This window comes from cf. Phormidesmis sp. LEGE 11477 (genome assembly GCF_015207105.1).
GTDB lineage: Bacteria > Cyanobacteriota > Cyanobacteriia > Phormidesmidales > Phormidesmidaceae > Phormidesmis.
The window spans coordinates 1-19,764 of the sequence record NZ_JADEXO010000015.1 but is presented as its reverse complement, the minus strand read 5'-3'; the positions used below and the strand labels follow the sequence as shown (position 1 = coordinate 19,764).

The 19,764-nt window shown below is 50.2% G+C and carries 13 protein-coding genes and 1 pseudogene; 6 read left to right on the top strand and 8 right to left on the bottom strand.

All coding sequences use genetic code 11. The features are described from left to right. The first annotated feature begins 130 nt into the window (after window positions 1-130). Window positions 131-2,944 (top strand): M14 family zinc carboxypeptidase, encoded by a 2,814-nt coding sequence (locus IQ256_RS07060; RefSeq protein ID WP_193854833.1) that lies wholly within the window; start codon window positions 131-133, stop codon window positions 2,942-2,944. Window positions 2,945-2,982: 38 nt separating this feature from the next. Here IQ256_RS07060 and IQ256_RS07055 read toward each other — a convergent pair whose 3' ends face one another. The 5 genes and pseudogenes from IQ256_RS07055 to IQ256_RS07035 form a co-directional block, all read right to left on the bottom strand. Beyond that, complete coding sequence (locus IQ256_RS07055) at window positions 2,983-6,006, bottom strand: UPF0182 family protein (protein ID WP_193854832.1); 3,024 nt, start codon at window positions 6,004-6,006, stop codon at window positions 2,983-2,985. Window positions 6,007-6,009: 3 nt separating this feature from the next. Continuing rightward, window positions 6,010-6,603 (bottom strand): nucleoside triphosphate pyrophosphatase, encoded by a 594-nt coding sequence (locus tag IQ256_RS07050; RefSeq protein WP_193854831.1) that lies wholly within the window; start codon window positions 6,601-6,603, stop codon window positions 6,010-6,012. Between the two features lie 177 nt (window positions 6,604-6,780). Then, window positions 6,781-7,313 (bottom strand): annotated as a pseudogene (gene psbP, locus IQ256_RS07045) (photosystem II reaction center PsbP). Window positions 7,314-7,433: 120 nt separating this feature from the next. Next, window positions 7,434-9,473 carry a lipopolysaccharide assembly protein LapB gene (locus IQ256_RS07040; RefSeq protein ID WP_193854830.1) on the bottom strand — a complete coding sequence of 680 codons (2,040 nt, stop codon included), beginning with the start codon at window positions 9,471-9,473 and terminating at the stop codon, window positions 7,434-7,436. A gap of 163 nt (window positions 9,474-9,636) precedes the next feature. Next, window positions 9,637-10,293, bottom strand: a complete 657-nt coding sequence (locus IQ256_RS07035; RefSeq protein WP_193854829.1) for a ParA family protein — start codon at window positions 10,291-10,293, stop codon at window positions 9,637-9,639. A gap of 22 nt (window positions 10,294-10,315) precedes the next feature. Here IQ256_RS07035 and tsaE point away from each other — a divergent pair, with 22 nt between their 5' ends. After that, on the top strand, window positions 10,316-10,816 hold the full coding sequence (gene tsaE, locus IQ256_RS07030) for a tRNA (adenosine(37)-N6)-threonylcarbamoyltransferase complex ATPase subunit type 1 TsaE (RefSeq protein WP_228024649.1): 501 nt from the start codon (window positions 10,316-10,318) through the stop codon (window positions 10,814-10,816). 95 nt (window positions 10,817-10,911) lie between these two features. Here the strand turns inward: tsaE and IQ256_RS07025 are convergent, their stop codons facing one another. Together IQ256_RS07025 and IQ256_RS07020 are read right to left on the bottom strand one after the other, a co-directional pair. Further along, a complete protein-coding gene (locus IQ256_RS07025; RefSeq protein WP_193854828.1) occupies window positions 10,912-11,583 on the bottom strand; it encodes a class II aldolase/adducin family protein in 672 nt (223 codons plus the stop codon). Between the two features lie 39 nt (window positions 11,584-11,622). Further along, complete coding sequence (locus tag IQ256_RS07020) at window positions 11,623-12,696, bottom strand: alpha/beta fold hydrolase (protein WP_228024648.1); 1,074 nt, start codon at window positions 12,694-12,696, stop codon at window positions 11,623-11,625. Between the two features lie 170 nt (window positions 12,697-12,866). On the opposite strand from IQ256_RS07020, the gene IQ256_RS07015 reads away from it, so the two are divergent. Further along, entirely contained in the window at window positions 12,867-13,310 is a 444-nt protein-coding gene (locus IQ256_RS07015; protein ID WP_193854827.1) for a tetratricopeptide repeat protein, read from the top strand. A 410-nt stretch (window positions 13,311-13,720) separates the two neighbouring features. Beyond that, window positions 13,721-13,999, top strand: coding sequence for an HU family DNA-binding protein (locus IQ256_RS07010; RefSeq protein WP_006456006.1), 279 nt, complete (start codon window positions 13,721-13,723; stop codon window positions 13,997-13,999). Window positions 14,000-14,182: 183 nt separating this feature from the next. On the opposite strand, the gene IQ256_RS07005 is transcribed toward IQ256_RS07010, so the two are convergent. Further along, on the bottom strand, window positions 14,183-16,027 hold the full coding sequence (locus tag IQ256_RS07005) for an ABC transporter ATP-binding protein/permease (protein ID WP_193854826.1): 1,845 nt from the start codon (window positions 16,025-16,027) through the stop codon (window positions 14,183-14,185). Window positions 16,028-16,327: 300 nt separating this feature from the next. On the opposite strand from IQ256_RS07005, the gene IQ256_RS07000 reads away from it, so the two are divergent. After that, window positions 16,328-17,785 (top strand): cation:proton antiporter, encoded by a 1,458-nt coding sequence (locus tag IQ256_RS07000; protein WP_193854825.1) that lies wholly within the window; start codon window positions 16,328-16,330, stop codon window positions 17,783-17,785. A gap of 123 nt (window positions 17,786-17,908) precedes the next feature. Beyond that, window positions 17,909-19,498, top strand: a complete 1,590-nt coding sequence (locus IQ256_RS06995) for an FAD-dependent oxidoreductase (RefSeq protein ID WP_193854824.1) — start codon at window positions 17,909-17,911, stop codon at window positions 19,496-19,498. The last annotated feature ends 266 nt before the right edge of the window (window positions 19,499-19,764 follow it).

Sequence of the window (19,764 nt, the reverse complement as noted above, 5' to 3'; positions counted from 1 at the left end):
GCGCTGTCTGTAATGTTATGACGCCTTCAAAAGAACAACTTACTAATCTATAGAAAGGCTGATTTTTCTAAATTGGTTTCTTCTAGTATTACAGGGTCTACCAGAGGCTTCCATACTCAGAGGTTCCCCAATGTCAGAGCAGATAGCCACGACTTTGTTTTCTGAAAATTTCAATGGTGCTAGCGGTGCAACGCCTCCACCAGGATGGACTCAGGCTTTGCTTGAAGGTAATCCTGAAACTGATGAGTGGCGATTTGATAATCCAGGCGATCGCAGCTTCGTTAGCGCAGAGCCGTTCGACGATCCTGTCGCCATCTACGACAGCGACGCGCTATCCAATGATGATGTCGAAGAAAGCGCCGTTCTGATCTCTCCTACTTTCGATGCCAGCGACGCTCAAGGCGCTTTTTTGCAATACGACCAGTGGTATTTTGGCTTTACCGACCCAGAATATGACAGCCAAATCTACATCGAAACCTCGACTGACGGCGGGACAACCTGGGATGTCGCCTATCTCGAAGATGGCGCTGGACAGTTCAGCGGCCCTCAGCTAGTTGATCTAACTGAAACCGTCGCTGGCAGCGAAGAGGCACAGATTCGTTTTCGCTTCGATGGCGACTGGTCATTCGCTTGGGCTGTAGACAATATTGAAATCGTCGACTATCTGCCGCCGGGCGTGATTCTGCCAGCAGGAGACGTAGGGGTTAGTGAAGACGACGTGCCCGATCCTTTAAATTTTGAACTGGCGCTACAGAGTCGGCCTAGCTCGGATGTAACGCTAAATTTCATAGTAGATGGCGAGCAGCTTCAGTCCATCGACTCAATGACATTCACACCACAAAACTGGTCTGAGTCGCAATTGTCTGTTGTCAGTGCGGTTGCAGACGACATCGATGAAGGTGAAAACCAAATCAGCAATGTCCAGATTGAAGTGGTTAGCGACGACCCTGCTTACAATGGCCTTCAGCTAGAAGATGTTCCCGTTCAAATTACAGATAGCACCATACCCGGATTCACCAGCTATCGCACGGTAGAAGAAACTTATAGCAATCTAGAATCGCTGGCTGACGAAAACTCTACCCTAGCTAGTTGGGTAGACATTGGCGATAGCTACAACAAAGTCACACCGGGTGGCCCAGAGGGCTACGATATCAAAGCGCTACAGCTCACTAACAAAGAAACCGATATTCCTGGTTACGAAAAGCCAATTTTGTATGTGCAGGGCGCTATTCACGCCCGTGAGTATACGACGACCGAATTGGTGACACGCTTTGCAGAAGAGATAGTCAGTGGCTATGGCACCGACCCAGAAGCGACCTGGCTGTTGGACTACACTCAGATTCACATTGTTCCAATTCTCAACCCAGACGGACGCAAGCTGGCAGAGCAAGGGTATTCCTGGCGCAAGAATGCCAACCCCAATCCAGATCCAGATTTGGAAGCCGCTCCTTTTCCAACCTACGGCGTAGATCTAAACCGCAACTACGACTCTAGCTTTGGCGAGGTGCCTGGTGGCTCTAGCGGTAATCCTGGCTCTAATGTCTATCGCGGCCCTTTTCCTTTCTCTGAACCTGAAAGTCAGGCCGCTCGCGACTACCTGCTAGACCTGTTTCCAGATCAAAAGCCTGAAGACAAATTCGCACCTGCACCCGACGATACTACAGGCGTTTATCTCGATGTTCACAGCTTTGGCAATCTAGTCCTCTACCCTTTTGGCGATACAGAAGAACCCGCTCCCAATAGCGAGGGACTGCGTAATCTGGGCCTAAAGTTTGGCTATTTTACTGGTCTTGAGGGTGAAGCCTATGACATTCAACAGGCGATTGGACTATATGCTACGGACGGTACGACTGACGGCTGGGTGTACAACACCTTCGGCACAGCCGCCTACACGATTGAGCTGGGCACCGAGTTTTTTGAAGACTCTGAGTATTTTGAAAACACTATTGTGCCAGAGTTTACTCCCGCGCTTTACTATGCGGCAAAGTCAGCCTTTCGACCCTATCAAACGTCCGCCGGACCTGACTCTCTAGATGTCAAGCTGGATCTGCCAACTGTGTTTGCAGGGATGCCTGTCTCGCTCAACATCAGGTCTAATGCTACTCGCTACGACGATGGCAACCTGAGTTCCGAAGGCTTTACCGAAGGGCTAGAGTTGCCAGAATTCAAAGATATTGCCGGGGCTCGCTACAGCTTTGATACGCCTTCGTGGGTACCGGGTACAGAGCTGTTTGAGCTGATACCGGCTAGCAATCCGCTGGACGATACTGTAGAGCGACTGAAAGTTCCTAGAATCGATACGTCGGGGCTGACCCCTGGGCGGCATACTATCTTTGTTGAAAGTATGGCCGCAGACGGGACATACGGCGTGCCAACGGCTGTTTTTATCGATGTGCTAGAAGATCCTACTGCTCCGGTTACGGGGGGCCCGAATAGGACGGCCACCGATGACAGTGACTTGCTAAGAGGCGATGGCGGCAAGGATGTGCTCGCAGGCAAGCTGGGTAACGATATCCTGCTGGGCGGTAATGGCAGAGATATGCTCAGCGGTGAGGGTGGCGATGATGTTTTGTACGGGGGGAATAAGCGCGATCACCTGCTAGGTGGCATCGGCAATGACAGGCTCTACGGCGATTTTGGCAACGACGTCATTCGAGGCGAGCAGGGTGACGATATCATCTATGGTGGCTACGGCAAAGATCAGCTATACGGCGGGGAAGATAGTGATACCTTTGTGCTGGCAAAACGAGAAGGGATCGATATTATTCGAGATTTTGAAGTCGGTATAGACTTTATCGGCTTGGCTAGAGATCTCTCTTTTTACAACATAGATGTTGTTCAAAAGGGTCGAAATACAATGATCCAACATGAAGATCAAACCTTGGCTAGGCTCTCTGGGGTGGCAGCGGTTGATCTGACGATGAGCCACTTCGTACCCGTGTGATGCATAGGCGTTGAGTGGTAAAGGCGATCGGAGAAGGCTCAGCTATCTTCTGTTGGAGCGCTATCATCTGGCGTAGCTGGGTCTTCACTGGGTAACAGCAGTTCTTCAACACTGTCGGGCTGATCTAACTCTCTAATGATGGCTGGACTAGCGCTCTCTTCGCCGCCAAAGATGGCCTGCAGACCTTGCTCTAGCGTCTGTGCCATGGCAATCCGATTTTTATAGGCGATAATGACTCTTGCCAGGATAGGCAGACGGTTTTGTTCTGCTTCTAGATAGAGCGGTTCTACATATAGAAGAGATTGTTCGATGGGAATGACTAAAAGATTACCTTGATTCGCGCGCGATCCCTGGGTATTCCAAAGCGAGATTCTTTGCGAGATATCAGGTTCTTGGTTGATGCGGGCTTCTATTTGTTCGGGGCCAAAGACTAGCTCCTGTTTGGGAAACTGATAAAGAAGCTGCCTGCCGTATTGTTGCCCGTCTGAACGAGCGGCAAGCCAGGCGACTAGGTTGTTTCTTTGGGCTGGCGTAAATGGACGCAAAAGAACAAACTCGGTGTCGTCTTCTTCTGGCAGCTCCATAATCAGGTAGTAGGGCTTCACAACCTGGGTTTCGCTAGCGTAGATTTCGTTGGGCGCACGCCACAAATCCTCTCGGTTGTAGAAGACTTGCGGGTCGGTCATGTGATAGGCCAATAGCTGATCAGATTGCACCAGAGAAAAGTCTTGCGGATAGCGGATGTGGGCTCTTAGCGTTTCTGGCATGGCTGAGAGCGGCTCAAACATAGCCGGGAAGATTTGAGCCCAGGTGCGAATAATGGGATCGCGCTCGTCGGCAATATAGAAGTGAACGGAGCCATTGTAGGCATCGACCACAACTTTCACTGAGTTGCGAATGTAGTTGTAGGGGTTGGTACCCGGATCGGCGTAAGGATAGCGATCGCTCGTCGTATAGGCGTCGATCATCCAGTACAGATAGTTGGTTCCAGACTCTTCGCCGGGCGTCGCAAAATTAGCGCCCGCATCAGCAATGACTAGGTAGGGATCTTCATCGAATTGAAGAAAGGGTGCAATTCTATTGATTCGCTGCTTGATATTGCGCCGAAACATTAACTTGGTGTCGGCGGTAAAGTCGTCAGTCAGCAGCATTTTCCAGTCGCCTAGGTGCTTGGCAAACAAGAAGCGCTTCCACCTCGGGCCGATGTTGATGCCACCTTGACCGTCGTAGCGGTTGTAGACATTCTCGCTGCCGCTAGGAAAGTCTAGCTCGGGCACGCGCGAACTCGGCATGACATACGTATTAGTCAGTTCGCCATAGTAGAGGCGGGGTTTTTCTACTGGAATAGAGCGCCGGACGGCTTCTGAGCTAGGCGTATGGGCGATATCCTTGATGAAGTATTCGGGTAAACCGCTAGGCCCCGCCGTGTTGACCGGGCTCATGGTGAAGCCGTAGCCGTGAGTGTAGATCAGATGTTCGTTGACCCAAGTTTGAGCTTCGGCGGGAACTCGTTCATAGTTCAACTCGCGCGCTGAGATCAGGACTTGGCGGCGACTGATGGTGTCGGCATCAGGGGTAGCAGTTTCGGCAAAGCTGTAGCGATCGACATCGGCGTCGGCAAATTCATAGTAGAGCCGGATCTGCTGAAGCTGGCGGTTGGATTCTAGCAGGGGCCGGGTATCCCACAGACGAATATTGTCGATGGTAGATTCGTTGGCTTCTAGTTCGGTGGTGGTGAGGGTACCTTGCGGATCGAATTCTTTGGCTTCGATATTGGCCAGATCGAAGGCGTCGCGGGTGAAGGCAATGGTGCGCTCGATGTAGGGAATTTCGCGCTGTAGTTCGTTGGGCTGGACAATCAGGCGCTGAACTAGCCAGGGGGCGAGGGTATTGCCAATGAGAGTTAGCAGCAGGTAGATCGCGATCGCACCCACTATTGGCCTAGCTTTCAATATGCCGCCGCTGATCCTCACTCGCCTAGTCAAAAACTTACCGCCGAGGGCTCTACCCGCCAAAGTCACGGCCAATCCCAAAGCAATAAAGCTCAGGGCTGTATTCACAGGTAGTCCCACATAGATATCGGTAAAGCTCGCGCCATAGCTAACGCCCTGCGGAGAATAGAGCAGTTCGTAGCGGCGAATCCAATCGCCCATAGCGGTGACAGCTAGCAGCCCAGAGGCGATCGCAGACAGATGTCGCTGCTGGCCCGAAGAAAATCCGGCAAAGCGTCCTTGACTAAAGGTATTGCCTGCTAGCAAGTACTCCAGCATCACCGCTGCTAGCATAAATACGAATAGCCCTGAGAGCCAGAACTCTATGAGTTCCCACAGCGGCAACCGAAAAATATAAAAGCTGAGTTCTTCTTTAAAGACCGGGTCGATTTGATCGAAAGAAGAAGGATTCAGCGCTGGCAAAACACGCGCCCATTCTTCGACGGCGATGATACTGAAGCAGAGGCTAAGAACAACCGCCACGACGCGCAATAGACTCAGTGGAAAAGTGACTAGCGCGATCGCACTGCCAACTACCAAAGCCAATAAAATCGGCTGAGCGATCAGATCGAGCACTAGCTTCCAATTCTCACGAAAGCTTAGGCCCAGCGGTGTCGGAATAGCTGCCCTTGTCGTCGTCAGCTCAGTGATTGCGATCTGAGCGTGATGTAATAAGTTGCCACTGATAGCAAAGCCCAGAAAGAACAGAATCGGCAGCAGCGTTCTTAGTCCGAGACCGATGCTGAGGTTGGCCTGGTTAGGCAGCAGGCAGTTGCGGTTGAACTTGAGCTGCTCAGCGGCGTTGAAATTGGCAAAGACAAAGCCCAGACTGCCGAACAGAGTGATCGCACCCAGTAGGATTTGAGTGCGCGATCGCAGCAAAAACTCAGACAAAAAGTCCAGTTCCTCAAACCACAGTCCTTCCGCCCAGTAGTACGTCGCAACATAGGCCAGCAGCAGCACCAAAAAGCCGGTAATCAGGCCGTTACGCCCAACACGGGCCCAGCTTTTTCGGCGTCTAGCCGGATAGTTCAAACTTCTATCTACATAGCTGCCCTGCGCTCGGCTCATAGCCTACTGCCCCCAAAAGTCAATCGCCCGATAGCCTAGCTCTCCCATCATATGCCGCAGCATCGGGATGCTTAAGCCCACTACATTCGTATGACAGCCTTCGATCTTTTCCACAAACATACTGCCCTTGCCGTCCGTCGCAAACGCCCCCGCGCAGTGCATCGGCTCACCTGTATCGATGTACGCCTCAATCTCTTGGTCCGAAGGATTAGCAAAAAACACCCGCGTCATTCGATGGCGCACTAAGGGCTTTCGTCCAGGCGCAATCAGCGCATACCCGGTTAGCAACTCACCCGAACCACCCCGCATAGACCGCCATCGGTCAATCGCTTCTTGCCTGCTTTCCGGTTTCCCATAAGGAACGTCATTAATCGACAAAACAGAATCGCATCCCAACACTAGCGCACTCTTGAACTGGGGTGCGACCATCTCAGCCTTGCCCAGAGCCAACACCTCTACCAGCTCTCGCGGATCGCTAATTACCACCGCATCTTCATCAAAGTTGCTAGGACAGACAAACGGCTGAATACCTGCTTCTATCAACAGATTTCGACGGGCAACCGAGGCAGAGGCCAGCACGAATTGAATATCAGCCATAAGCGTTTTTTTAGGGCGAAACGTAGGAAACTAGCGTAACAAGAAACAATGCAAAAAGACGCACTCACAGTGGAAGGAACTGAATGAGCGCGTCTTTAGTAGTCTTTGGTTTTTCCGAGCGTCTTTGGCAAAAGCAGCAAAGCAGCGGCTAAACGTAGCTACCTAGCAAGAGAGTATTTAGTAGACAGAGAAAGATGCCACCGTCTGCTTCATCGTGTCCTTCATCTTCTCCCAGCGAGCTTCGGGGATTGAAGCATTGAACGTATAGAGCTGGCCGCGTCGAATAATGACGCTAGCCAGGTCGTGACGCTGACCAGAGGGCAAGTTAGCAACGTATTCAAGAATGTAGTAGAGCTTGTCGCCAGCTTCAAAAGATTGAGCATTGACCAGTTCTACATTGCGATCGTCGGGCGCGAAAGAGGTGATGCTTTTAGGGTGTAGCCAACCTCTGAGGGCGTGCCCAGATCGGGTAGCGTCTTGCCACCAGAAACGGGGCTGATGACGACGCTGACATTTTCGCTAGCTCTGATGATGTCGTGAAATACCGTATCCGGGCCACCTTCTACCTGAGCGGGTACCCAGCCAGTCGGATATTTGAACTCATAGCCTTCGTAGCTGTCGTTATAAGATTGCAGACTGACTCCTGGTGAGCAGCTTTGCAGACCCAGGGCCAGCACAATCACAAACAGCAGGGCAAATCGCTTCAGCATCTTAAATAGGTCTTTCATCATCCGGCGTTTTATTTCTCTGGCTCTACCAATTGTGCCATGAGGCGGGAAGATTCAGACTGAAACTCCTTGCGTGGGAAGTTGCGATCCTGAAGCTGATTGCTAGCGGTAGCTGTCGGCCAAGGCTTCTAGCAGCCGGATGGTTTCAGCATCTGCGGTGGTTTCGCTAGTCACGTAGCAATCTGTAATCGTGGTCAGAATTTTCACCTGCTCGTAGGCTGACGACATTGCGGCAACGGCCTCGATTGCCAAAGAAAACATCTGCTCTTGTGCGGCTTGGCTAGCAATCGATCGTAAGACACTATCCTCAAGCGGTAGCGCTAGAATATCCCCTTCCTTTGCCAAGACAGTCTCTAGGTCAGTCGAGTCCAGCCCAAAGTTTATCCGAATAGAATCATTTTCAATCAATGGCTGTACTCGTTCAGAAAAACCCAGTCTGTCTGCCGAATAGACGATATCTCTAATCAGCCCCCTACGCCAAGATTCTGAATTCTCATAGTAGTCAAGGTATGCTTCGCCGCTTTCTAATTCGGCAGTCTCAGCAATACTGAGCGCTTGTACAAATAGATCAAAGGCGATGTCTGAGTGTTCTAGGCGATGATATTCCTCTGCCATCAAAGTCAACGTTTGTATCTGTTGTACAGGTGATGTGATGTCACTGAAGACTCGCTGCGCCAAATCTTCTTGGGATTGAGTAGCAAGATTAATGGCTAGTGCGGAATAAACGTCGTCGTCGTCAATTGAGGATGCCAGCGCGATCGCATCCTCATAGTCTCCTATGGTAGATAACAAGAGAATCACAGAACCAGAACTTGTGAGAGCTTCGAGTCTGTCAACATCACTAGTTAATAGTTCTCTCGTAATGCGCCGAACATTTTCAACCTCTCCAATCTGTCCGTATGCGTTGGCAATCAGCACTAAATGAGTGGCTGTTTCGTCGGCTGTTTGATTAGATGCTCGAATTGTCTGCTCTAGCTCTGCAATAAGGCTGCTTGCCTGGGCAGGTAGAACTGATTCACCAAAAGAGAAGATCAGTGGAAACAGAATACTTATCTTTTTCATTGAGCCTTCAGGTGAATCTTCTATTTGCTCGATTAAGGCGAGCCCTCTATCAGCTTCACCCATTCTAAAAAAGGTACCGACGATACTGCTGTAGAGTAGCAACTCCTGTGAACCCAAATACATTGATGAGTCGCTATTAGAAGACTCTTCTGAATTTTGTAAGTCTTCCAGCGACTCTATAGCCTTCTCTAAGACAGAGACAGCTCTCTCTGAGTATCCTGCCCTGTGTAAGCTATCAGCAAGATTAGTGTAGCTATAGATTCTATGAAAATCATTCTGCTCTAGCTCAATAGTCTGAATTTCTTGCTCAATAAGGTCATCAATTGCTGATTGTTGAAGCGGCGCACTACCGTCCTCACCTCTGCCCGAAAGTGAAAATAAGTGAGAGTAGATAGGCCGTACGCTATGTTCAAAGTGCTCTTCTTCTAGCAAAAATTCTGGAAACAGTTCTTCAATCAAATCGCTGTCTGCTTCCGAGTTCATTAGCGTGTATTCAGCTAGCCGCAGTGCATTCTCTCGACTAGAGATAGTCTCAATAGAATCAATGTAGCGACGAATATTGGCGTATTGTCCCGTAACAGCATACGTACGAACAATTTGTTGAGATAGCTGATGATGAAGTGCTGAGTCTTCAGCAGTAGTTTTAGTTAGCTCGATTACCTGAAGCAATATATCATTCGCCCTTTCTAGGTCGTTTAGCCGTTCGCCGTAGATATTAGCGATCGCACCCAACAACCTCCCTTTCTCACCGACATCTGCCAAATCTTCAACAATAGGCAAGGATTCTTCCGCCAGAGCAGCTGCTAGTTCCCGCTGCCCTAAACACGCATAGCTTCTACTGACATCTACCAGCGCGGCTGCCTTCTCCCCAGGCGTGTCAGCCCGCCGCGCTGCCACTGCTGCTGTGTCGAGTAGGCGGGTTCTAAATTCACCTAGCGGTTCTGGCTGTTCTGTGGCCAGGTCATAGCATTGGTGACCGCTTCTAGGGCTCTGCGCCGTCTCTGCGCTGGTTGTCTCCGCGCTGGTTGTCTGCGCTTTGGCAACGCCCAATCCGAAAGAGCCTGCAGGAATGCTAACCATCAAGTAGCTAATTCCTACCAGACTAGCGATTGATCGTTTTGAGCGAGTATTTACCGAACCCATTGAATGTCTACCTTTATACAAAGTGTCCTATTCAAAGGTTTCCCGATGACAGTTCAGTTTCTATTGGGTTGGGTCTCAATGGTGCTGTATTCAATCCACCTCAAAAGAAATCTTTCACTTCAGGCTCTTCTGTCGCGTTGTTTTCCAAATCTCGCACGTTCATAATTTCTAGAATCTCACCGCCTACATTTTCGTAATCTTGCCAGCCAGTCTCCGCCCGCTGGTCTTTGACCATATAGACAGGAACGCCCTGCAGCGCCGCCTTTTGAAACGCTGCAAACCGTCGAATACCCTGATCGAAGATAGGTAGATTAGCTTCTTGTAAAAGTTCTTTGACTTCCTGTCCAGCCTTACTGGGTCTGGGTGGAATAGAGGTGATCAAAATGCGGTAATGGCTGGTACTAATTGCCTTGAGGTATTCCACAGTCAGCACCAGCGCATCTAACGCTAGTACATCTGGCGTGGTCGGCAGCACGAGCAAATCACAGGTTCTAGCCAGGGCTGCAAGATCTTCTGGAATCGGTCTAGCGGGCGTATCTATCACCACATTGCTACTAGGCTTGATGGTTTCCTCTGCATCCCACTGGTCAACGACGCTAAACGGCAGCTCGCCTCTGCTCGCCCAGCCCAATGCTGAACGGTTAGGGTCAGCGTCAATCAGCACCGTTTCCCCCTGCCCCTGCAAGAAGGCCGCCAGGTGAATCGCACTCGTCGTTTTGCCGACGCCCCCCTTAAAACTAGCTACGGTGATGATCATTTAAAGATTAGATCCGAGGCCAATGTATATAGTTTATACAGCAGGATTGGGTTGGCGTCAGGGAGTCGAAGGTAGACAGATGATCATTGAGCTGCCAAACAGCCAGGCGACGCAGGCACTGGGGCGATCGCTGGGTGAGCAGTTGCCCACTGGCAGCGTGCTATTGCTAAAGGGCGATCTAGGCAGTGGCAAAACAACGCTGGTGCAGGGTTTAGGCGCTGGCCTAGGCGTTGAAGATATCGATAGCCCCACGTTCACACTGATCAATGAATATACAAAAGGACGAGTGCCGCTATATCACATAGATCTATATCGGCTGTCTGCGGCTGAAACAAACGGTCTGTACTTAGAAACCTACTGGGAAGGCATCGAGGTAGAACCCGGCATTGTGGCGATCGAATGGTCTGAGCGATTGACCCATCTACCGCCGGAGCCGATTGAACTGGCCCTAAGCTATTCTACGAGAGGCCGACGGGCTGATTTAAAGATACCTACGTCGCTGGATCTAGAGCTAGGGATCTAGAGCCGGATAGATAAACTATGCCAAGCGCTTAGCAGTTGTGGACATCGAGAGTCTGATTTCTAATCCGCACCAGTTTCTAATCCGCACTACCCGCTTCAACTAGTTGGTTCATGTGGTAGCTGCAGAGCAGATTCCGATACGATGCCTAGCATCATTCCCCAGTTGATCAGCACTCGGTAGGCCGTCTGCAACGTTTCACCAAAGGTAACCACGCCTTCCTCGTGTCCTGCCATCACGAAAATTTTTTGTTGCAATAAAGGTGTTTCTTCAAACAAACGCTGCGTTTCTGCTGCCATCTCGGGCGTACCATACGCGATGTCCGCACTCGTTGTCGGCACCTGATGCAGTAGCTGCTGCCAAAGCCGAGCGTTATGTACGTGAATGATCGCGCCAATGCCTGGATGAGCGCTGTAGATAATGCCATGCGTTAAAGATTCGGAAGAAGCTTTTTTTAGCCCTTTGCAGGTAAGGGTGTTTTGAGCGGGATTGAAGTCGGTAACCAGGGCGTAGTCGGCGGCGGCAAGCGTCGGGAGGTGGCCGGTTTGGGTGCCTGTGATGATGAAACGGGGAGTGGAGAGATGGGGGATGGGGGAAAGGAGTGTTCTTTGGGAGAGGTTGCCGAATCCGATGCCGTTGGGATATTCGCCGATTAGCTGAAGCTGGTGCAGTGCATTGCGGTAGCGGGTGAGGTCTGTGACTGTTTGGGGTGCGATCGCATCTTTCTCAATCCATTCACACCGATACTTGATATAGCCTTCATCAATCATCAAACAACCCTCCAACCTCTATCCTTCATCCCCCATTCCCTATTTCCTATCCCCTATCTTCTTCAACCAGTCCAATATCATCCGATTTACCACCTCGGGCCGTTCATCATGTGGACAGTGGCCCGTGTCTGGAATTGAATGAAAGGTGACGCCTGTATCGAGATCGGCTGCTAATTCCTGATAGATATCGGCTGCCTTGATCGGTGTCCAAGGGTCTTTTTCTCCCCACAGCACCAGCAGAGGCTGAGTCACTTGGGGCAACAGTTCACTAGGACGCGGGCCTGGCGGTGCGCTCAAAATAGAGGCAAACACCCTTTGTGCGCCAGGCTGACAGGCAGGGCCGTGCAAAATATCGATTAGTTCTGGAGTGATCGCCTCGCGGTTGCCATACACCTGCTTCAAAGAACCACGAATTCGCCCCTTCGTACGCACCTGGTTAAATAGCAGTGGGCCAGTCACTCTAGAGTTCACTAGCTTGGCAAATGCACCCATGACAAAGCTCAGCCCACCCGGCAGATCCTCTGGCCGATGGTTCAAACTGCCCGCACAGTTTAGCAGCACGCCACCGCTTGCCGTTTCAGGGTAGGTGACTAGGGTCATCAGCGCCATCAGCGCCCCGATAGAATTGCCGACGAAGACCGCTGGCTCTCTAACCTGCGTTTTCCAAAAGTCATGAATCAGCTTCACCCAAAACTCTAAGCTATAGCTCAGATCGGGCTTGTCTGAATCGCCAAAGCCAAGCAGGTCTATGGCATAGACGCGATGCCCTGCCGCTGCCAGCTCAGGAATATTTTTACGCCAGTGCCCGATAGAGGCACCAAATCCATGCAGCAGCACAATCGGTGGACCGTCGCCATGAGCAACGTACTTGATGTCGTAGCCGCGCCAGTCCCAGGTGAGCTTTTCTCCGGTGTAGCGATTGCCAGATGTTGAGGCGGCTGCTTTTTTGATCTGACTGGTTAAATCACCCACTGAGGTGCTAGTAGAGTAGCTACCGTTAGAGCTGCTGCCGTTGGAGCTACTGCCGTTGGAGCTACTACTATCGGAGCTGCTACTAACAGAGCCGTCGGGAGAAAGGGACGCGGGGGGCGAGCTGGTCGATTGGGCCGTCATCTCTGATCGTCGTGTGAAAAGTCTGTCTTCCTATCATAGAGCGATTCTAAGTGCGTATGCCAAACCGATAGATAACATCGCCTAGATCAAGTTAAGTGCAGACAAGTAAATGCAGACAAGTAAGCTTGTAAACTGATGACCTTAACTATTGAAATTTTTGCGCGGATCTTATGGAAGCGTCTAATTCTCTGCCAGCTTTGCTACCCAATCTACTGGTTTGGATAGCTGTCGTGCTTGGCATAGCAGGCTTTGCAGTTTTCTCGATGGTGAGTGCCTATCGGCGGCCAATCGATCAGGTCCCCTTCCCCAATTCAGTTGTCGAAACATCGTCTATTCCGCTATCTACAGCGGCGCAAACGCTCTATATCGCGGCGGTCGGCACCTACAGAGCGGGAGACTATCGAGGCGCTATTGAGCAGTTTACTGAGCTACTGAACCAAGAGCCTAACTGCGCTGAAGCTTTTCATAATCTGGGGCTGGCTTATGCCAACGTCGGCGATAACAATAAGGCGGTGAGAAGTCTGCTAAAAGCGGGTGATGCGTACGACCAGCAAGGTACTAAAGAAGGATTAGAACAGATCAAGCAGACGTTAGAGAAATTGAAGTCCTCTTGAATATGGCGTTTCATGACGTTTCTCTGATGTGATCGCACACCAAACAAACAACGCTATTGAGTTTCTAACGCCAGCCTTTGAGTCTAGCCCTTCGTATCTGAAGAGCTGCTGTGAAGAGAAAAATGGCTAAAACACGGGCCAAAACATTAATTAATTTAAAAGATAACATTCTTAATCGATTGGCTTATAACTAGCCCGAAAGCCCTATTTATAGGCAAAAGAAAGCAACAAACGAAAGAAAAACGATTAATTTTGCAATTTTGATCGATTTTCACTGGTCAAATATCACACAAGAACGGATAATCTTTGATTTTTCCCCGGAAACACGGGCTTATTTGACCCTATAGTACTTGTGACCTATCGAGTTCTTATGCTACAAATACTATCGAAGTTTTTAGGCACTCACTTTCATGAACAAAGCTGAACTAATTGATATGGTCGCAGAAAAGGCAGATGTCTCGAAGAAGGATGCCGATGTTGTTTTGACAGCGGTGATCGATTCAATCATGGAATCTGTCGCAAAGGGCGACAAGGTTAGCTTGGTAGGGTTTGGCAGCTTTGAACCTCGCGATCGCAAAGCCCGTGATGGCCGCAACCCCCAAACAGGTGAGACTATCAAAATTCCCGCAACCACTGTCCCTGCCTTTTCTGCTGGTAAAGGCTTTAAGCAGCTTGTCGCTGACGCATAGATGTAGGGTTGCTTACGCTGGCGCTCATCTGTAGCTAGCGTCGGCTGCATTCACACGCCAGTCTGACCTCGAATACGAAGCAATCTCTCCGAGCTATAGGAGTTCTATAGCTCGGTTTTTATATAGCGCTTCGTGCATTACAAAAGACCACATCTGATAACGGTTCGATCTCATCGTAGATTGCTAGAGATCTAGTACCTGCCAGCTATGGTCTTCTGCTAAGCGTAAGAGGGACTGATGGTAGCGCTTCAAAGACTCTCTGTGTCCAACGCTTAAGTAGGCGGTCTTGGCCTTAGCTAGCTGGTCGTACAGTTGCGCTTCATTCGCGGTGTCTAGTGCGCTAGTGGCTTCGTCTAAAACGACGTACTTGGGCTGGTGAAGCAGTATACGGGCAAAGCTGAGCCGCTGCTGCTCGCCTAGCGAAAGCACGTCGCTCCATTCGGCTTCGGCCTCTAGACCAAACTGCGCTTCCAAGTTGGGTAAATTTACTTGCTGCAGTACCTGAGTGAGCTGATCGTCTTCTATCTCTACATGGGGGTAGGGATAGAGTAGCTGCTGACGCAAGCTCCCTAAAATCATGTAGGGCTTTTGCGGCAAAAATAGCAGATCTTCGAGTTCAGGCCGTGCAATTGTCCCCTCTCCAGAGGTCCAAAGCCCGGCGATCGCCCGCATCAAAGAACTCTTGCCACAGCCGCTTGGCCCCATCACCAGCAACGAGCTTTGCCCATCCACCGACAGCGAAAGATCTTCGATGAGGGTGCGCTGGTAGTTTGGCGTTTGTAAGGTTAATGATTGCAGCGTCAGTTCACCAGAGGTCTCAAAGCTAATCTTTGGCTGCTTGGCTTCTACGTCCACCGTTTGATCCGCTGTCGCAGTGGCTCCATCACGCTTGTCTTCAGCGCGATTTTGATCTTCAGCGCGGCCTATTTCTTTCTCTACAGTTATTTCCTTTTCAGCTATCTTTTTCTCTACAGCTACTTCTTTCTCTACAGCTATTTCTTTTTCGGCGGCTTCTGTTGTTCCGTATCCAATCGCCTCAGAGAATTCATACAGGCGATCGATACCGGCTCCAAAGGCCGTCAGAGATTGAAGCCGAGCCACAATCACATTGAAAGAAAAGAAAACTCGAATAAACGCACCCTGCGCCTCGCTGACTTTGCCCACTTCTAGATCGCCGCTAAACACGCCTGGCGCGACGACAATAGCAGGTAATACAAAGGGAATGAACTCGTAAAAGTTTGTCAGCCCGTTCAGGCTCAGCTCCCAGATCAGCAGACTTTTATAGTTGTTAAAAGCAGCGAGAAAGCGCTCTTTTATCTGATTGGATTCTTGTTCTTCTCCTTGATAGAACGCGATCGCCTCCGCATTCTCTCTCACCCTCACCAAACTAAAGCGGAAGTTCGCCTCTTTCTTGAGCTGTTCAAAGTTTAGCTTTACCAGCGGTTGACCAAAGATGCCTACGGTCAGCACGGTTCCTACCACAGCGTAAGCGACCAGGAACAAAACCAGCTCTTGAGAAATTCCCCACAGTACGCCGCTAAAAGCAATGACTTCTAGAACAGAATCGGTCACGACCAGTGCCAGCGTCAGCGACTCTTGCGTAAAGCTTTTGACATCTTCTGCGATCCGCTGGTCGGGGTTGTCAATTTCTGGGTTGAACTGATTGATCTGATAGAACGATCGCGCCTCGAAGTAGCGTCCGATAAAGCTGTTGGTCAACCAGCGCCGCCACTCTAACCCCAGGCGATCGCGCAAATAGGTGTAGCCTGCCAACAGCGGCGCATAGGCCACCAGCACGCCAACGAATATGCCTACCGTCGTCCAAAATCGACTTTCACTTTTTGCAGACAGGGCCGAGATCAGCTCGCCTCGCTGATTGTTTAGTACGACGCTCAATCCGGTATAGCCCAGCAGCAGCACCACGATCAGCAACAAAAGCCCTCTCGCTTTCCACTTCTCATCACCTATCCAGTAGGGACGTGCGATCGCCCAGAACCGCCTGAAAACCTTAAAGTTAAACCGCTCCATCCAAAAACTCTAGCTACGTTGATACAGTCACACTAATACAGTCACACTAATGTAGTTTTGGCATAGTTTTGGTTCTTCGTTCGAGGTGTAGCCTGTATGTCAAAAGCCTGCTTGTATGCCGAAAGCCTTGTATGGTTGAACTATAGATGCTTTCCGAATTTCTCCTCTCCATGCTGTCTGATAAACTGCCATAAACCCTAAAGTAAGCACTAAATCTAGTTTTGAAAGTTGGTTGATGCTGAGTAACAGCCGCTAGCCCACCCAATACTATCCATACAACAGAGTGCTTTAAACGCAACCATGATATTAGACCATGCTGACTTGAGCCTGACTTGGATTGCCCTGCCCTTATTTGTGGGATTTAGCATCTCTCTGCTGCCCAGACTTGATCGCATTTTGGCTATCACAGCTTCATTGCTTTCGTTGGCCTATGGACTATGGCATGTGCTCAACCCAGCACCTATCAGCTTTCAGCTATTAGACAGCTTTGGGGTCAGCTTGCTGATCGACGATCTCAGCGGGTTCTTTATTCTGACCAATGCCGTCGTCACCTTAGCGGTTATTCTCTACTGCTGGCAAAGCGATAAATGCTCGTTCTTCTATACCGAAGTCATCATTCTGCATGGCAGCGTTAACGCTGTTTTTGTCAGCGCCGATCTAATCAGCGTCTATGTTGCTCTAGAAGTGATTGGCGTTGCCTCATTCTTGCTGATTGCCTACCCTCGCACTGATCGTTCCGTTTGGGTAGGGCTGCGTTATCTATTCGTCAGTAATACAGCGATGCTGTTTTACCTGCTGGGGGCAGTGCTGGTGTATCAGTCAAGCAATTCGTTTGCCTTTGCAGGGTTAGCTAACGCGCCAACTGAGGCGATTGCCTTTATCTTTATTGGCCTATTAACCAAAGGCGGCATCTTTGTATCAGGGCTGTGGCTACCACTCACCCACTCTGAATCGGAATCACCCGTATCCGCTCTGCTGTCGGGCGTAGTGGTCAAAACAGGCGTCTACCCCATGATTCGGTTTGCCCTCATAGTGCCTGAGATCGATCCGATCGTGCGTTTCTTCGGAGTATCAACCGCACTGTTGGGCGTTGGCTATGCCGTATTTTCTAAAGATAGTAAGCGCATTCTTGCCTTCCATACGGTCTCCCAGATCGGGTTTATCTTGGCGGCACCGGCTGTAGGCGGCTTCTATGCCCTCACTCACGGCCTGGTGAAATCAGCCCTGTTTCTGATTACTGGCAACTTGCCGAGCCGCAATATCAAAGTACTCAAAGAAAATCCTATCCCTACGCCCGTTTGGATCACGCTAGTGATCGCAAGCTTTTCTATCTCGGGTTTTCCACTGCTAGCAGGGTTTGGCGCTAAAGTCTTGACCTCAAAGAATCTAGTTCCCTGGCAGGTTGTCAGCATGAATATCGCGGCGTTAGGCACCGCGATCTCATTTGCCAAGTTCATTTTTCTACCCCATACCTCAGCGCCATCTGCAGACAAAGTCAAACCCGGTTTCTGGCCAGCCTTGGTGTTACTGCTGGGCGGATTGGTTTTGGCCAATGCTCTTTACTATGACGCCTATAGCTTGAGCAATATTGTCAAACCCCTGCTCACTATTGCTGCCGGCTGGCTGGCCTATCTTCTGATTTTTCAAAAGCTATCGGTTAAATTACCTCGCGTAGTTGAGCGATTCGAGCACCTGATTGGGGCCATGAGCCTGATGCTGGTCTTCCTGTTCTGGATCGTTGGGCGAAATCAGCTTTAGGCATCAAAGTGATGTCAGCGCAAAGAACTAACCTCTGAATATCTCTGATGAGAGATGTGAGTAAACGGGCTTTTCCTTAGGCTCAGATACATCCGGTGACCAAAAAATAGAAAAATTACTCTCATGGGCGTTCAGCAAGTATCAGTTTGTCAGGTCGGTGATCTCAAAATAGGAGAGATGCGGCAGTTCTCCATCGCTGGCAAAGAGATTCTGTTGGCAAAAACTGAGCATGGAATTAGCGCGATCGCACCTCACTGCTCTCATTACGGCGCACCCCTCGCCGAAGGCGTTATGCACAATGGCCGCATCGTCTGCCCCTGGCACAACGCCTGCTTTAGTGCCGACACAGGCACTCACCTTAGCGCCCCCGGTCGCGATAACCTTGCGAAGTTTCCAGTTCATATCGAATCTGACACCGTCTACGTCGAGCTACCCGAAGAGATTACCGAGCACGTCACACCGGAGTTAATTGCAGCAGATTTTGAGATAGACAGACGCACCTTTGTTATCGTTGGCGGTGGCGCGGCTAGTGATATGGCGGCGCAAACACTCAGACAGAATGACTACCAAGGAAAGATTATCGTTCTGACCGCAGAAGAAGAGATTCCCTATGATCGCACCAAGCTCAGCAAAGCCTATCTGCAAGCTGATGAAGTTGGGGAAGTCTCCAAGCTCCGCTCCGCCGATTTCTACAAACAGCACGATATCGAAATCAGAACGTCTGCCAAAGTAACAGGCTTGGACGTAGAGGCCAAACAGATCACCTATGGCGCGGGTGAAACGCTCAGCTACGATGCGCTTTTGCTCGCTACTGGTGGCGCGGTTAAACAGGTGCCCGTTGAGGGCAGTGAACTAGACAACGTTTTTACACTGCGTAGAGCAGAAGATGCCAAGGCTATCCTCAAAGCGGCAAAGCAGTCGAAGAAAGCTGTGATTATCGGCTCTGGGTTTATTGGCATGGAAACCGCTGCTAGCCTAAAGCAGCAAGGACTAGAGGTCACTGTTGTTTCTCCTGATCAAGTCCCTTTTGAAAAGGTGCTAGGAGAACCGGTCGGTAAACTCTTTCGGCAGGTTCACGACGACAACGACGTCAAGTTTAAGCTGGGTGAAAAGGCAACCGCTCTCAGAGGCAACGGTAAGGTAGAAACCGTCGAGCTAGAAAGTGGTGAAGTTTTATCCGCTGATATGGTTGTTGTCGGGATTGGGGTAAAGCCTGCAACAGACTTTGTAGAAGGGCTATTGATGAATGAAAAGGACGGCAGCATTCTAGTTAATCAGTACCTGCAGGCAAAACCCGATGTCTACGCAGCAGGCGACATCGCGCGGTTTCCCCATTTCATCACAGGTCAGCCAACACGCATAGAGCACTGGCAGCTAGCCATGCAGCAGGGTCGAATTGCCGCCTGCAATATGACCGGACAGCAGGTGATGTTTGAAACGGTTCCTTTCTTTTGGACCGGACAGTTTGATCTAAAGCTACGGTATGTTGGCCATTCAGAAAACTACGACGATATTGTTATCCAAGGCAGCTTGGAAGATAAGTCTTTTCTCGCATTTTACGTCGAAGGTGAGCAGGCGATGGCAGTTTCTGGCATTGGACGCGATCGCGATATCGCTGCCATCTCGGAGCTGATGCGCCTACGCAAAATGCCCAAAGCAAAAGAAATAAAATCTAAAGACATCGATTGGGTAGAAAAACTAAAAGCTGTTTAAGCACTGCTACGAGCCCCAAAAGACATAGGAGCCGCGCTACTAAGGCGATTCGTAAAAAGGCTTGCGAATCGCCTACGTTACAAGATTTCTCAGCGGTTGCTGATAGCTAGAGTCGCTAGTTTATTCTGCTTCGCTTGGCTGTGAGTCTTCTGCAAAGTAGCTGCTGATAACAGCAACGTCATTCTTTACCTGCTCAGTCACAGGGCCAATTTTGCTGGTGTCAATCACAATCGTATTCACATCAAACGCCTGTAGAACTTCAATGA

Bases quoted from the DNA above. Each gene is read 5' to 3' on its own strand.
- IQ256_RS07035 (WP_193854829.1), bottom strand. From the start codon at position 10,293: ATGATCATCACCGTAGCTAGTTTTAAGGGGGGCGTCGGCAAAACGACG.
- IQ256_RS07005 (WP_193854826.1), bottom strand. From the start codon at position 16,027: ATGGAGCGGTTTAACTTTAAGGTTTTCAGGCGGTTCTGGGCGATCGCA.
- IQ256_RS07025 (WP_193854828.1), bottom strand. From the start codon at position 11,583: ATGATTGATGAAGGCTATATCAAGTATCGGTGTGAATGGATTGAGAAA.
- IQ256_RS07020 (WP_228024648.1), bottom strand. From the start codon at position 12,696: ATGACGGCCCAATCGACCAGCTCGCCCCCCGCGTCCCTTTCTCCCGAC.
- IQ256_RS07040 (WP_193854830.1), bottom strand. From the start codon at position 9,473: ATGGTTAGCATTCCTGCAGGCTCTTTCGGATTGGGCGTTGCCAAAGCG.
- IQ256_RS07000 (WP_193854825.1), top strand. From the start codon at position 16,328: ATGATATTAGACCATGCTGACTTGAGCCTGACTTGGATTGCCCTGCCC.
- IQ256_RS07010 (WP_006456006.1), top strand. From the start codon at position 13,721: ATGAACAAAGCTGAACTAATTGATATGGTCGCAGAAAAGGCAGATGTC.
- tsaE (WP_228024649.1), top strand. From the start codon at position 10,316: ATGTATATAGTTTATACAGCAGGATTGGGTTGGCGTCAGGGAGTCGAA.
- IQ256_RS07015 (WP_193854827.1), top strand. From the start codon at position 12,867: ATGGAAGCGTCTAATTCTCTGCCAGCTTTGCTACCCAATCTACTGGTT.
- IQ256_RS07050 (WP_193854831.1), bottom strand. From the start codon at position 6,603: ATGGCTGATATTCAATTCGTGCTGGCCTCTGCCTCGGTTGCCCGTCGA.
- IQ256_RS07055 (WP_193854832.1), bottom strand. From the start codon at position 6,006: ATGAGCCGAGCGCAGGGCAGCTATGTAGATAGAAGTTTGAACTATCCG.
- IQ256_RS07060 (WP_193854833.1), top strand. From the start codon at position 131: ATGTCAGAGCAGATAGCCACGACTTTGTTTTCTGAAAATTTCAATGGT.
- IQ256_RS06995 (WP_193854824.1), top strand. From the start codon at position 17,909: ATGGGCGTTCAGCAAGTATCAGTTTGTCAGGTCGGTGATCTCAAAATA.